This is a genomic window from Streptomyces broussonetiae (assembly GCF_009796285.1).
Taxonomy (GTDB): Bacteria; Actinomycetota; Actinomycetes; order Streptomycetales; family Streptomycetaceae; genus Streptomyces; species Streptomyces broussonetiae.
The window spans coordinates 6391925-6404888 of the sequence record NZ_CP047020.1 but is presented as its reverse complement, the minus strand read 5'-3'; the positions used below and the strand labels follow the sequence as shown (position 1 = coordinate 6404888).

General features: G+C 69.7%; 11 protein-coding genes. 6 read left to right on the top strand and 5 right to left on the bottom strand.

From position 1 onward, the window contains the following. Window positions 1-5 precede the first annotated feature (5 nt). Both GQF42_RS29670 and GQF42_RS29665 read left to right on the top strand, forming a co-directional pair. Window positions 6-833, top strand: a complete 828-nt coding sequence (locus GQF42_RS29670) for a carbohydrate ABC transporter permease (RefSeq protein WP_158924909.1) — start codon at window positions 6-8, stop codon at window positions 831-833. Between the two features lie 157 nt (window positions 834-990). Then, a complete protein-coding gene (locus GQF42_RS29665) occupies window positions 991-1680 on the top strand; it encodes an XRE family transcriptional regulator (RefSeq protein WP_233273505.1) in 690 nt (229 codons plus the stop codon). Here the strand turns inward: GQF42_RS29665 and GQF42_RS29660 are convergent. Further along, the gene (locus GQF42_RS29660; protein WP_158924906.1) at window positions 1677-2702 is read right to left on the bottom strand and encodes an ATP-dependent 6-phosphofructokinase; all 1026 of its coding nucleotides are present in this window, start codon (window positions 2700-2702) and stop codon (window positions 1677-1679) included. The two genes, GQF42_RS29665 and GQF42_RS29660, sit on opposite strands and share 4 nt — an antisense overlap. 220 nt (window positions 2703-2922) lie before the next feature. Between GQF42_RS29660 and pta the strand changes: the two genes are divergently transcribed. From pta to pyk, 3 genes are all read left to right on the top strand, one after another. Beyond that, window positions 2923-4998, top strand: coding sequence for a phosphate acetyltransferase (gene pta, locus GQF42_RS29655; RefSeq protein ID WP_158924904.1), 2076 nt, complete (start codon window positions 2923-2925; stop codon window positions 4996-4998). A 22-nt stretch (window positions 4999-5020) separates the two neighbouring features. Then, window positions 5021-6241, top strand: coding sequence for an acetate kinase (locus GQF42_RS29650; protein WP_158930737.1), 1221 nt, complete (start codon window positions 5021-5023; stop codon window positions 6239-6241). Window positions 6242-6325: 84 nt separating this feature from the next. Then, window positions 6326-7753: a pyruvate kinase gene (gene pyk / locus GQF42_RS29645; protein ID WP_158924902.1), complete on the top strand. Its 1428-nt coding sequence runs from the start codon at window positions 6326-6328 to the stop codon at window positions 7751-7753. Window positions 7754-7866: 113 nt separating this feature from the next. Here pyk and GQF42_RS29640 read toward each other — a convergent pair whose 3' ends face one another. The 4 genes from GQF42_RS29640 to GQF42_RS29625 all read right to left on the bottom strand — a co-directional run bounded on the left by GQF42_RS29640 (window position 7867) and on the right by GQF42_RS29625 (window position 12133). Beyond that, complete coding sequence (locus tag GQF42_RS29640; RefSeq protein WP_199272847.1) at window positions 7867-9219, bottom strand: hypothetical protein; 1353 nt, start codon at window positions 9217-9219, stop codon at window positions 7867-7869. After that, window positions 9209-9787, bottom strand: a complete 579-nt coding sequence (locus GQF42_RS29635; RefSeq protein ID WP_158924898.1) for a DUF6114 domain-containing protein — start codon at window positions 9785-9787, stop codon at window positions 9209-9211. Before GQF42_RS29635 ends, GQF42_RS29640 begins: the two co-directional genes overlap by 11 nt. A 116-nt stretch (window positions 9788-9903) precedes the next feature. Then, window positions 9904-10539, bottom strand: coding sequence for a DUF6230 family protein (locus tag GQF42_RS29630; protein ID WP_158924896.1), 636 nt, complete (start codon window positions 10537-10539; stop codon window positions 9904-9906). A 622-nt stretch (window positions 10540-11161) separates the two neighbouring features. Further along, window positions 11162-12133, bottom strand: a complete 972-nt coding sequence (locus GQF42_RS29625) for a tetratricopeptide repeat protein (RefSeq protein WP_158924894.1) — start codon at window positions 12131-12133, stop codon at window positions 11162-11164. 211 nt (window positions 12134-12344) lie between these two features. Between GQF42_RS29625 and GQF42_RS29620 the strand changes: the two genes are divergently transcribed. Beyond that, window positions 12345-12962: a TetR/AcrR family transcriptional regulator gene (locus tag GQF42_RS29620; protein ID WP_158924892.1), complete on the top strand. Its 618-nt coding sequence runs from the start codon at window positions 12345-12347 to the stop codon at window positions 12960-12962. The last annotated feature ends 2 nt before the right edge of the window (window positions 12963-12964 follow it).

The window sequence follows — 12964 nt, the reverse complement described above, 5'->3', positions numbered from 1 at the left end:
CCGCGATGCCCCGCAACCGCACCTCGCGCCGGCTCGCCGCCGACACGGCCCTGCTGGTCGTGGCCGTCGCCTTCGCGCTGCCCCTGGCCTGGGTGGTGCTGTCCGCCGTGGACCCGCACGCGAACCTGCGCGTCCGCATCCCCGACGGGCTCACCTGGGACAACTTCCATGCCGTCCTGACCCCGGACATCACCTACACCCCGCTGCTCAACAGCCTGGTCCTGTGCGGCGGCGGCACCGCGCTCACCGTCGTCTGCGCCGCCCTCGCCGCGTATCCGCTCTCCCGGTTCCACTCCCGGCTCAACCGGCCGTTCCTGCTGGCGATCCTGTTCGCGACCAGCCTGCCGATCACCGCGATCATGGTGCCGGTGTACGCGCTGTTCGTCCGGGTGAACCTGATCGACACCCTCCAGGGCACGATCCTCTTCTTCGCCGCCTCCCAACTCCCCTTCGCCATCTGGCTGATGAAGAACTTCATGGACGGCGTGCCCAAGGAGCTGGAGGAGGCGGCCTGGACCGACGGGGCCTCTTCGCTGCAGTCGCTGGTGCGGATCGTGCTGCCGCTGATGGGGCCGGGGCTCGCCGTCGTCACCGTGTTCTCGTTCGTGATGATGTGGGGGAACTTCTTCGTCCCCTTCATGCTGCTGCTCACCCCGGACCAGATGCCGGCCTCGGTCAGCATCAACGACTTCTTCGGCAACCGGGGCATGGTGGCGTACGGGCAGCTCGCCGCGTTCTCCGTGATCTACTCGACGCCCGTGATCCTGCTCTACGTCCTGGTGGCCCGCAGACTCGGCGGAGGTTTCGCGCTGGGCGGAGCGGTTAAGGGATGAGCGGGACTCAGGGGATGAACCGGGCCGTCAAGAGAGCTGCGGGAGAGGTGTTCCGTCCGTTACATACCGAACGGCCGGAACTGTACGTTCCGACAATCCGTGATCCTGTCCGAACAGACCGTAGCCATCGCGCCACCGCACCCTTAGCTTGTGCGAGGTGCGCCAACCCTCAGCTCCTCCGTTCAACGCCCAGGCCGCCCGCAGGCTGCGCGCTGCGCTCGGCATGGGCCCCGAGCATGTCGCCTACGGCATGCGGGTGTCGTACGGACTGCCGTACGTCACCCCCGACCTCGTGATCGCCTGGGAGCGGGGTGCGGCGGTGCCGTCCAGCCCCGAACTCACGGCTCTCGCCGGAGTGTTGTGGTGCTCCCCCGGCGAACTGATCGGAAGGCCCCGCACCCTGCGCGAGCACCGCATCGCCCGCGCCGTCGCCGCCGAGGACGTCGCCCACGCCGTCGGCATGGACCTGCCCGGGTATCTCAAGACGGAGGAGAGCGGACGGTGGCGGGGCAACGAGCGCCAGTCGCTCGCACTGGCCGAGGTGCTCGGCCTGGCCCTGCCGGACTTCGTGGCCGTCACGGGGCGCGAGGACAAGCTCGCCGACCTGCTGCACAGCGCGGTGACCACCCGCTGGCAGGCCTATGTGCGGCCGGTGCAGAAGCTGGCCCCGGTGGACAGGGACGTCCTGGAGAAGGTCCTGCAGTCGCTGTACCAGGACTATCAGGGGCACATGGCCGCGACCCTCAGCTGGGGTGGCGGCACCCGCAGCGCCAGCGAGGCCGGCCAGGAGTTCCTCGACCGGATCGTGGACAACTTCTGGACGGCCGTGACGGACCGGACCGGCTAGAAGACCGACTCCGCCTCGTCCATCCGGTCCTTGGGGACCGTCTTCAGCTCGGTGACCGCCTCCGCGAGCGGCACCATCACGATGTCGGTGCCGCGCAGTGCGGTCATCCTGCCGAACTCGCCGCGGTGCGCGGCCTCGACGGCGTGCCAGCCGAAGCGGGTGGCGAGGACGCGGTCGTAGGCGGTGGGTACGCCGCCGCGCTGGACGTGGCCGAGGATGACCGGCTTGGCCTCCGTGCCCAGGCGCCGCTCCAGCTCGTAGGCCAGCGCGGTGCCGATGCCCTGGAAGCGCTCGTGGCCGTACTGGTCGATCTCGCCCTTGCCGTAGTCCATGCTGCCCTCGGCGGGGTGGGCGCCCTCGGCGACACAGACGACGGCGAACTTCTTGCCGCGGGCGAAGCGCTCCTCGACCATCTTGACCAGGTCGGCGGGGTCGAAGGGGCGCTCGGGCAGGCAGATGCCGTGGGCGCCGGCGGCCATGCCGGACTCCAGGGCGATCCAGCCGGCGTGCCGGCCCATGACCTCGACGACCATCACCCGCTGGTGGGACTCGGCGGTCGTCTTGAGCCGGTCCATCGCCTCGGTCGCGACGCCCACCGCCGTGTCGAAGCCGAAGGTGCGGTCCGTGGAGGAGATGTCGTTGTCGATGGTCTTGGGGACGCCCACGACGGGCAGGCCGGCGTCGGAGAGCATGCGGGCCGCGGTCAGCGTGCCCTCGCCGCCGATCGGGATCAGCGCGTCGATGCCGAACTCCTCGACCATGTCGGTCGCCTTGTCGCAGGCCTCGCGCAGCCGGTCGCGCTCCAGCCGGGAGGAGCCGAGGATCGTGCCACCGCGGGCCAGGATGCCGCTGACGGCGTCCAGGTCGAGGCCGCGGTAGTGGCGGTCGAGCAGACCGCGGTAGCCGTCCTCGAAGCCGATGACCTCGTCGCCGTACTGCGCCACGGCCCGGTGCACGACCGACCGGATCACGGCGTTCAGGCCGGGGCAGTCGCCGCCTGCGGTGAGAACTCCGATGCGCATCGTGCTGTGTCTCCTGCTCGCTGTCGGTGCCGGTGAGCCAGTCCCGATTGTTCCACGTCCGTCGGGACACTGAGCCACTTGACGGGCGCCTTATCCGGCAGCAGGGGTATTGTCAAGAGGGTTCTGCTCACCTTGGTGGGCGATTTTTATGCCACCGATGCCACCTTCGAGGCAGTGCACCGGCATATCGGACACACGACATGAGGAACGGAGTGGACGCGTGACGCGCAGCGTGTACGTGACCGGGATCGACCGCGGTGACGGCCGCCAGGTCGTGGAGCTGGGAGTCATGGAGCTGCTGACCCGGCAGGTCGACCGGGTGGGGGTCTTCCGTCCACTCGTCCACGACCGACCCGATCGAATGTTCGAGCTGCTGCGCTCGCGCTACCGCCTCTCGCAGGACCCGGCGACCGTCTACGGCATGGACTACCACGAGGCCTCCTCGCTCCAGGCCGAGCAGGGCACCGACGAGCTGGTCTCCACGCTGGTCGACCGCTTCCACCTGGTGGCCCGGGACTACGACGTCGTCCTCGTCCTCGGCACCGACTTCGCCGACACCCAGCTGCCGGACGAGCTGTCCCTGAACGCCCGCCTCGCCAACGAGTTCGGCGCGTCCGTCATCCCGGTGGTCGGCGGCCGCAGGCAGACCACCGAGTCCGTGCTCGCCGAGACCCGCAACGCCTACCGCGCCTACGAAGGCCTCGGCTGCGACGTGCTCGCCATGGTCACCAACCGGGTGGCCCGCGAGGACCGCGACGAGATCGCCGAGCGGCTCGCGGACCGGCTTCCGGTGCCCTGCTACGTCGTACCGGACGAGCCCGCGCTGTCCGCGCCGACCGTCGCCCAGATCGCCCACGCCCTGGACGCGAGGGTGCTGCTCGGCGACGACTCCGGGCTCGCCCGGGACGCGCTCGACTTCGTCTTCGGCGGCGCCATGCTGCCCAACCTGCTCGGCGCCCTGACACCGGGCTGCCTGGTCGTCACGCCGGGCGACCGGGCGGACCTGGTCATCGGCTCGCTGGCCGCGCACAGCGCCGGCACTCCGCCTATAGCCGGCGTGCTGCTCACCCTGAACGAGGTGCCGCGCGAGGAGATCCTCACCCTCGCCGCCCGCCTCGCCCCGGGCACCCCGGTCCTCTCCGTGACCGGCAACAGCTTCCCCACCGCCGAGCACCTGTTCTCGATGGAGGGGAAGATGAACGCGGCCACCCCGCGCAAGGCGGAGACCGCGCTCGGCCTGTTCGAGCGGTACGCCGACACCGCCGGGCTGGCCCGCCGGGTCTCCGCGCCGAGCAGCGACCGGGTCACCCCGATGATGTTCGAGCACAAGCTGCTCGAGCAGGCCCGCTCCGACCGGCGGCGGGTCGTGCTGCCGGAAGGGACCGAGGAGCGGGTGCTGCACGCGGCCGAGGTGCTGCTGCGCCGGGGCGTGTGCGACCTGACCCTGCTCGGGCCCGAGGACCAGATCCGCAAGAAGGCCGCCGACCTCGGCATCGACCTCGGCGACACCCGGTTGATCGACCCGGCCACCTCCGAACTGCGCGACGCCTTCGCCGAGAAGTACGCGGCCCTGCGCGCCCACAAGGGCGTCACGGTCGAGCTGGCCTACGACGTCGTCCGCGACGTCAACTACTTCGGCACCCTGATGGTCCAGGAGGGCCTGGCCGACGGCATGGTCTCCGGCTCGGTCCACTCCACGGCGGCCACCATCCGCCCCGCCTTCGAGATCATCAGGACCAAGCCCGACTCGTCCATCGTCTCGTCGGTGTTCTTCATGTGCCTGGCCGACAAGGTGCTGGTCTACGGCGACTGCGCGGTCAACCCGGATCCGGACGCGCAGGCGCTCGCGGACATCGCCATCCAGTCGGCGTCCACGGCCGCGCAGTTCGGCGTGGAGCCCAGGATCGCGATGCTGTCCTACTCGACCGGTACCTCCGGCTCCGGCGCCGACGTCGACAAGGTGCGCGAGGCGACCGAACTGGCCCGCTCGCGCCGGCCGGACCTGAAGATCGAGGGACCGATCCAGTACGACGCGGCCGTGGAACCGTCGGTCGCCGCCACCAAGCTGCCGGAGTCCGACGTCGCCGGACAGGCCACGGTGCTGATCTTCCCTGACCTCAACACAGGTAACAACACGTACAAGGCCGTGCAGCGTTCGGCCGGCGCGATCGCCGTCGGGCCGGTCCTGCAGGGTCTGCGCAAGCCGGTCAACGACCTGTCCCGGGGCGCGCTCGTCCAGGACATCGTGAACACCGTCGCCATCACGGCGATCCAGGCCCAGACGCCCGCCAACTGAGTACAGAGAGTTCTTGAACACCGTGACAGAGACTCGCGCGGCGCACCGCGTCCTCGTCCTCAACTCCGGCTCCTCGTCGGTGAAGTACCAACTGCTCGACATGCGCGACGCACAGCGGCTGGCCGCCGGCCTGGTGGAGCGCATCGGCGAGCAGACCTCCCGGCTCAGGCACACCTGCCTCACCACCGGCGAGACCCGTGAGCACACCGGTCCCATCGCCGACCACGACGCCGCGCTGAAGACGGTCGCCGCGGAGCTGGGCCGGGACGGCCTGGGCCTGGACTCGCCGGAGCTGGCCGCCATCGGGCACCGGGTGGTGCACGGCGGGCTGTTCTTCACCGAGCCGACCGTCATCGACGACGAGGTGATCGCCGAGATCGAGCGGCTGATCCCGGTCGCCCCGCTGCACAACCCGGCCAACCTCACGGGAATCCGCACCGCCCGGGCGCTGCGCCCCGACCTGCCGCAGGTCGCCGTCTTCGACACCGCGTTCCACACGACGATGCCGGAGTCCGCGGCGCGCTACGCGATCGACCCGAAGATCGCCGACCGGCACCGCATCCGCCGCTACGGCTTCCACGGCACCTCGCACGCGTTCGTCTCGCGCGAGACCGCCCGGCTGCTGGGCAAGGACCCGTCCGAGGTCAACGTGATCGTGCTGCACCTGGGCAACGGCGCCTCGGCCTCGGCGGTCGAGAAGGGCCGGTGCGTGGACACCTCCATGGGCATGACGCCGCTGGAGGGGCTCGTGATGGGCACGCGCTCCGGTGATCTGGATCCGGCCGTCATCTTCCATTTGGCACGTGTTGGCGGAATGTCCATGGACGAGATCGACACTCTTCTCAACAAGAGGAGCGGTCTGTTCGGGCTGTGCGGGGACAACGACATGCGCGAGATCCGCCGCCGCATCGACGAAGGTGACGAAGAGGCCGCACTCGCCTTCGACATTTACATTCACCGGCTCAAGAAGTACATCGGCGCCTATTGCGCCGTTCTGGGCACGGTGGACGCGGTCGCCTTCACCGCCGGGGTCGGCGAGAACGCCGCGCCGGTCCGCGAGGCCGCGATCAGGGGCCTTGCGGGCCTGGGCCTGGCGGTCGACCCGGAGCTGAACGCGGTGCGAGCGGACGAGGCCAGGATGATCTCGCCGGAGGATGCGCGTGTCGCGGTCGCGGTGGTGCCGACGGATGAAGAACTGGAGATCGCGACCCAGACCTACGCACTGGTCGGAAAGAACTACTGAATAGCACCTGAGCGGTGTGGCACTCATTTGTATCTTCCGCCAGACGGAATATTCCGTAGCGAAACAAACCGATAGGATCGCCCCATGCGCCGTTCGAAAATCGTCTGTACTCTCGGCCCCGCGGTCGACTCCCACGAGATGCTCGTCGCCATGATCGAGGCGGGCATGAATGTGGCCCGGTTCAACTTCAGCCACGGCACCCACGCCGAGCACCAGGCGCGGTACGACCGCGTCCGGGCCGCGTCCAAGGAGACCGGCCGGGCCATCGGTGTCCTCGCCGACCTGCAGGGCCCGAAGATCCGCCTGGAGACCTTTGCAGAGGGTCCGGTCGAGCTGGAGCGCGGTGACGAGTTCGTCATCACGACCGAGGACGTCCCGGGCGACAGGAACATCTGCGGTACGACGTACAAGGGGCTGCCGGGCGACGTCTCGCGCGGCGACCAGATCCTGATCAACGACGGCAACGTCGAGCTGAAGGTCCTGGACGTGGAGGGCCCCCGGGTCAAGACGATCGTCATCGAGGGCGGTGTCGTCTCCGACCACAAGGGCATCAACCTGCCCGGCGCGGCCGTCAACGTGCCCGCGCTGAGCGAGAAGGATGTCGAGGACCTGCGCTTCGCCCTCCGCATGGGCTGCGACATGGTCGCGCTGTCCTTCGTCCGGGACGCCAAGGACGTGCAGGACGTCCACCGTGTCATGGACGAGGAGGGCCGTCGGGTCCCGGTCATCGCCAAGGTGGAGAAGCCGCAGGCGGTGGAGAACATGGCGGACGTCGTCGCGGCGTTCGACGCCGTGATGGTGGCCCGTGGCGACCTGGCCGTCGAGTACCCGCTCGAGAAGGTCCCGATGGTGCAGAAGCGCCTGGTGGAGATGTGCCGGCGCAACGCCAAGCCGGTGATCGTGGCGACCCAGATGATGGAGTCGATGATCACCAACTCCCGCCCGACCCGCGCCGAGGCCTCCGACGTGGCCAACGCGATCCTGGACGGCGCGGACGCGGTCATGCTGAGCGCCGAGTCGTCGGTGGGCGCCTACCCGGTCGAGACGGTCAAGACGATGTCGAAGATCGTCAAGGCGGCCGAGGAGGAGCTGCTCTCCAAGGGCCTGCGGCCGCTCGTGCCGGGCAAGAAGCCGCGTACGCAGGGCGGTTCGGTCGCACGTGCCGCGTGCGAGATCGCGGACTTCCTCGGCGGCAGGGGCCTGATCGCCTTCACCCAGTCCGGTGACACCGCGCGCCGGCTGTCCCGCTACCGCGCGACGCAGCCGATCATCGCCTTCACCACGGACGAGGGCACCCGCAACCAGCTCACCCTCAGCTGGGGCGTGGAGTCGCACATCGTGCCGTTCGTCAACACCACCGACGAGATGGTCGACCTGGTGGACCAGGAGGTCGCCAGGCTGGGCCGCTTCGACGCGGGCGACACGGTGATCATCACCGCCGGCTCGCCCCCCGGCGTCTCCGGCACCACCAACATGCTCCGCGTCCACCACCTGGGCACGCAGGGCAACTGAGCAACCGGCCGTACGGGGCCCGCGCGGGCCCCGTACGGCACCGAGGGCGCCCCCTGGGATCCAGGGGGCGCCCTCGGCTTTTGCGCGGCTCCCGAACGGGCTTGTGCGACCGGTCAGTTGTCGGTCGTGTAGACGTGCATCCCGGGCACGTGCAGGTTGCCGCCGAACTGCCCGGCCTGGACGACCTTCACGTTGGTGAAGTAGATCAGCGGAAGGTTCAGCGGGGGCGGGCTGTCGGGCGTGAACGTCATCGGGATCAGACCGAAGAGGTTGCCCGAGATGCTCTGGGTGTACATCGTGGTGGAGCCGCCCCGGATGGTGGACGTCGACCCCTTGGCCGCCTGCACGTGGTAGGTCTTGCCGGACAGCGAGTCCTTGACCGTCTGGTGCAGGTCACCGATGTCCGTGCCGTCGGAGATGACGTACTTGAGCACCTTCTTGGTGGTGCCGGACGCCGTCTTCACCTCGACGATGCCCTGGTAGTCGGCACCCTTGAGCAGCAGCGAGCTGGCGTTGAGGTACCAGGGGTCGTCGGCCACCGCCACCTTGTTGTCCACGCCGCTCTGGTCGGTCGTGGCCGCCGGGCAGTTCCCCGCCGCGGTGCTGGAACCGGCCGACGGGCTGGGCGTCGCGGACGCGGTCGCGTCCTTGGCCGCCTTGGCCGCGCCGTCGACCGTCTTGGACACCGTGCCGGTGGTGTTCTGCACCGTGTCCTTGACTGCCTGACCGGCCTTGGAGACCGTGCCCTTGACGGCGTCGGCGACCGTCGACCCGGCGGAACCGGTGGCCGAGGACGACGCGGAGTCCGGCTTGGCCGACGCGCTCGCCGACGGAGTCGCGGACGGCGTGGGGCTCGCGGAGGAGCTGCCGGAATCCTTGGTGACGCCGAGGATGCCGCCGAGCGTGTCGCCGATGGAGCCCAGCAGGCCGCCGCCCTTGGACGCGGACGGGCTCGGCGTGGCCGTGGCACCGCCCGAACCCGAGGAGCCGGAGCCCGAACCCGAGCCGGAGGAGCCGGAGGTCGCGGACGGGCTGGGCGTGGCCTTGTCGCCGGACCCTGGATCCGGTGAAGAGGTCTTGCCCGAGTCCTTCGCGCCCTTGCCGTCGGCGCTCGCCGACGGCGACGGCGTGGCCTTGTCGGACGCGCTCGCCGAGGCGGACGGCGACGGCGAGGCCGTACTGTCCTTGCCGTCCAGCTGCTTGACGCAGTCCTTGTACTCGTCGGCCGTCAGGCTCTTGGACGTGGTCGACGGGGACGGACTGCCGCTGCTGTCGGCGAGCGCCAGGGTGGACGTGAAGCCCATGCCCATCAGGACCGCGGTCGGCATCGCCACGGAGGCGATCGCCTTGCCGGCAGGCATGTGGAACCTGGTGAACAGTGGCTTTCTGGGAGCCGCGTGGCGGGGCCCGGTTCTCGCGCGAGACCCGTCCACATCGGTCTCGTGGGTCACCTCGTCAGCCGGCACTGTGCCTCCCGTTCGCCCCGTTGGCCGGGCTCGTTCCTGACAGGTCGTTCTCCCCGAACCCCGGATAGGCCTGCGAGGGGCCCTGGTCCACGCTCTGCTCCGGCAGTGGCGCGGCCTGCGGGGCACCGCCCTCGCCCGGCGCCGCCTCGGCCGGCGGGGGCGACTGGGGCGGCGTGCCCGGCGCCCAGGCCACGGCCATCGCTCCGCCGATCAGCGAGAGCAGGAAGCCGACGATGAAGCCGCCGATGTTGGACAGCGGAATGGACACCAGCGCCAGCAGAATCGCCGCGATACCCGCGAAGACCCGGATGTGCCGCTGGAACCAGAGGGTGATGCCGAGGACGATGAGCAGCACACCGATGATCAAGGAGCTGGAGCCGCCGGGTGTCCCCATCGTCATCGAGAGGTGGCCCAGCTGCAGGTGTGCGTACGGAAAGTACAGGATCAGAAAGCCGCCCAGCATGACGAGCAGTCCGGCCCAGAACGGACGCGAGCCCCGCCAGGCGCGGAACTGCAGCCTCCGGTGGGTGAACTGGCCGGGTGCGGCGGCAGGAGTCTCGGCGCTCATGGAAAACAGCTCCCTGGTGCGGCGTTGCTGTGGTGGTGATGTGTGCCGCGCGTGAAGTGCGGCCGGAGAGTGGACGGGCGGGGGTGCCATCGGCTCCCCCGCCCGCTACCGAGTGCTTAGTAGCACTCCTTGACACCCGTCGACAGCGACATGTGAAGGCCGCTGAGCTTGAAAGTGCCGGCGGTGGTCGCCCACGCCGTCTGCTTCACGTTGTCCAGCGTGGCCGTGTCGGCCTGCTGGGCGAAGCCGTACGGGTTCGTCTGCTCACCGCTCTTGATGCCCGGACCCTTGCCGGCGTCCTTGGCTGCCACACCGATGTCGATGTTGTTGAAGGTCGCGTCGGCGTTCAGGTCGGCAACATCGATGTAGATGTTGTCGGCCTCGACCTTGTCGTGACCCGCGCCGCCGGCCCGCAGGATGAGGCTGACGTTGCCGAAGATCGGCACGTCCGGCGTCACCACGGACTGGCACAGGTTGGTGATCTCGGCGTGCTTGAACGCCGAGACGGCCACCGGGTGACCCGTCTTCTGGCCGTCCAGCGTGTAGCCGCTGTCAATGGCGCCGTACTGCTCGAAGCCGGTGCCCACGAGCTGGTCGGCGGACACCTTGAACGACTGGCCGGACACGCTGAACGAGGCCGCGAGAGCGCCCTGCGCGAGCGCGACACCTATGCACGCCGTGGCGGCCACGCTGGGCACCATGACCACAGCGAACCGCTTCCATCTGGTCCCGCCACGCACCTGGGACTCCATATTTCCTCCTTCTCGGACGTACATCTCCTGGCCCGGGCTCGCCCCCAACGGCGGCTCAGCCGGGCAGGGATGGGAGAAGTGCTACGTCCTCGGAAGGGGAGCGCCTGCGCTCGTCAGGCGCGAACCGCACCTCGATCACCGGCGATCACCCCCGAGCGACAACCACTGGTCGCGCCTGACACGCATCACGCACAACCTTGCTGGACAGGCTTCGCCGACCGGCGAAGACCCCCCTGCCCTAGAGCCGGCGCCACTGCCGCCGGCTCTGCTCGGTGGGGACCCAGAATCTCCTGTGACCCGACCGGGTGCCGGGGTACGGGAATGGACCGAGCGTCGCCGATCGTGGTGCATTCTCGGCCGGGACACAAGGGGCTTCGTTACTGGGTAGTAACGGCGGGATAACCGAAGGACGACCCATCGGTCTCGGAGTGCGACGCTCGGTCGCATCCCGGGGCAGAGCAAAGCCGTTGATCCCTGGACGAATCCAGACAGACCAACGGCCTTGATTTACTCGGAGTAACAGCAACCGCGATTACCAAGATTTGGTAAAGCGCGGTCGCCCTGACGCCTCGTCGGCAAATCTTTCACCTCGGCATCACAAGCCGTGGCGTTTAGCGACTGGTCAGAACAGCGCCCGCGCCAGCGCCCTGCGCGCCCCGACCACGCGCGGATCCTCGGGACCCACGACCTCGAACAGCTCCAGCAGCCGCAGCCGCACCTTGTCCCGCTCGTCACCCGCCGTGTGGCGCACCGCGTCGATCAACCGCCCGAAGGCGTCCTCGACATGGCCGCCCACCAGATCCAGGTCGGCGGCGGCGATCTGCGCCTCGGCGTCGGCCGGCCTGTCGGCCGCGTCCTGGCGCACCTTCTGCGGGTCGAAGCCCTGCACCCGCTGGAGCAGCTCGGCCTGTGCCAGGCCGAGTTGGGCCTCCGGGTGGGCCGGGTCGTCGGCCAGCACGTTCTTGTAGGCCTGGATGGCTCCGGCCAGGTCACCGGCGTCCAGGGCCTCGGCGGCAGCGTTCAGCGTCGCGTCGTACGGTCCGGCCTGCGGCGCGGCCTGGGCGACGGCGCCCGGCTCCGCGTCCGGGTCGACGGTCAGGCCGGTCAGCCCGAACCGCTGCTCGGCGACCTCGATCAGCTGGTCGAGGGTCTGCCGGATCTGCTGCTCCCCGGCCGCGCCCTGGAACAGCGGCAGTGCCTGGCCCGCGACTACGGCGAACACCGCCGGGATGCCCTGCACCCCGAACTGCTGCATCAGCATCTGGTTGGCGTCGACGTCGATCTTGGCGAGCAGGAAGCGCCCGTTGTACTCGAGGGCCAGCCGCTCCAGGACCGGGCCCAGCTGCTTGCAGGGCTGACACCATTCGGCCCAGAAGTCGATGACGACCGGGACCTCGGCGGAGCGCTGGAGGACATCCCTCTCAAAGCCCGCCTCATCGACGTCGATGACGAGATCGGCCGGGGCGACGGCCCCCGTGCCACCCTGCCGGGCGGCCTCGGCGCGCGTCTGCTCGGCCTTGGCCTTGGCCTCCTGGGCCGCCTTCACCGCGGCGAGGTCGACGACGCCGCTCATGGACATGTTCCGTGGCTGCATGCGTCTATCCTCCCCCGTTCCCGCGCCTGAATGAAAAAGTCGTGCGCCGGGGCGCCGGGTCCCCACCCCACGCCTCTTCGGCCGCGCCCGTGTACGTCCTTCACGAGCTTTCGCTACGACTCGTAGCGTAATGCCATGGGGACCCCGCGCGACACCACCCCCCGGTGATCTGCCTCACGACGCCACAGGATCCGCCGGTTATGGTCAAGGGATGCACAGCCACACCCCCGCCAGCCGTACCGGGCGCCCGCGCAGCGCCGCCGCGGACACCGCGATCCTGGCCGCGACCAGGGAGGCGCTCGTGGAGCTGGGCTGGTCCAAGCTCACCCTGGGAGACGTGGCGATGCGGGCAGGGGTTGCGAAGACGACCCTCTATCGCCGCTGGGCCGGCAAGAACGAACTCGTGGTCGACGCCGTCGCGGAACTCTTCGACGAGCTGGAACTCCCCGACCGCGGCAGTCTGGCCGCCGACATCGAGGGCGTGGTGCTGCAGTTCGCGGCGATCCTCGCCCGCCCGGAGGCCAAGAGCGGCCTGATGGCCGTGGTCGCCGAGGCCACCCGCGACGACGCCCTGCGCGAGCGCATCCGCCGCTCCATCGTGGAGCGCCAGATGGGGCTGGTCCTGCAGGGCCGGGCCCGGGCACAGAAACGGGGCGAACTCCCGCCGGAACCCGATCCGCAGGAGGCCGCCCGCACGGTGGACCTCATCTTCGACGTCGTGGCGGGCGCGGTGGTGCACCGCACCCTGGTGAGCGGCAAGGCGGCGGACGAGGAGTGGGTGCGCAGCTTCACGCGCGTCCTGATCGGTGGGCTGGCCTCGCCCGCCTGAGC

Excerpts from the sequence above, each read along its gene's own strand:
- GQF42_RS29670 (WP_158924909.1), top strand. The coding sequence starts at position 6 with ATGCCCCGCAACCGCACCTCGCGCCGGCTCGCCGCCGACACGGCCCTG.
- GQF42_RS29660 (WP_158924906.1), bottom strand. The coding sequence starts at position 2,702 with ATGCGCATCGGAGTTCTCACCGCAGGCGGCGACTGCCCCGGCCTGAAC.
- pyk (WP_158924902.1), top strand. The coding sequence starts at position 6,326 with ATGCGCCGTTCGAAAATCGTCTGTACTCTCGGCCCCGCGGTCGACTCC.
- GQF42_RS29635 (WP_158924898.1), bottom strand. The coding sequence starts at position 9,787 with ATGAGCGCCGAGACTCCTGCCGCCGCACCCGGCCAGTTCACCCACCGG.
- GQF42_RS29630 (WP_158924896.1), bottom strand. The coding sequence starts at position 10,539 with ATGGAGTCCCAGGTGCGTGGCGGGACCAGATGGAAGCGGTTCGCTGTG.
- GQF42_RS29625 (WP_158924894.1), bottom strand. The coding sequence starts at position 12,133 with ATGCAGCCACGGAACATGTCCATGAGCGGCGTCGTCGACCTCGCCGCG.
- GQF42_RS29620 (WP_158924892.1), top strand. The coding sequence starts at position 12,345 with ATGCACAGCCACACCCCCGCCAGCCGTACCGGGCGCCCGCGCAGCGCC.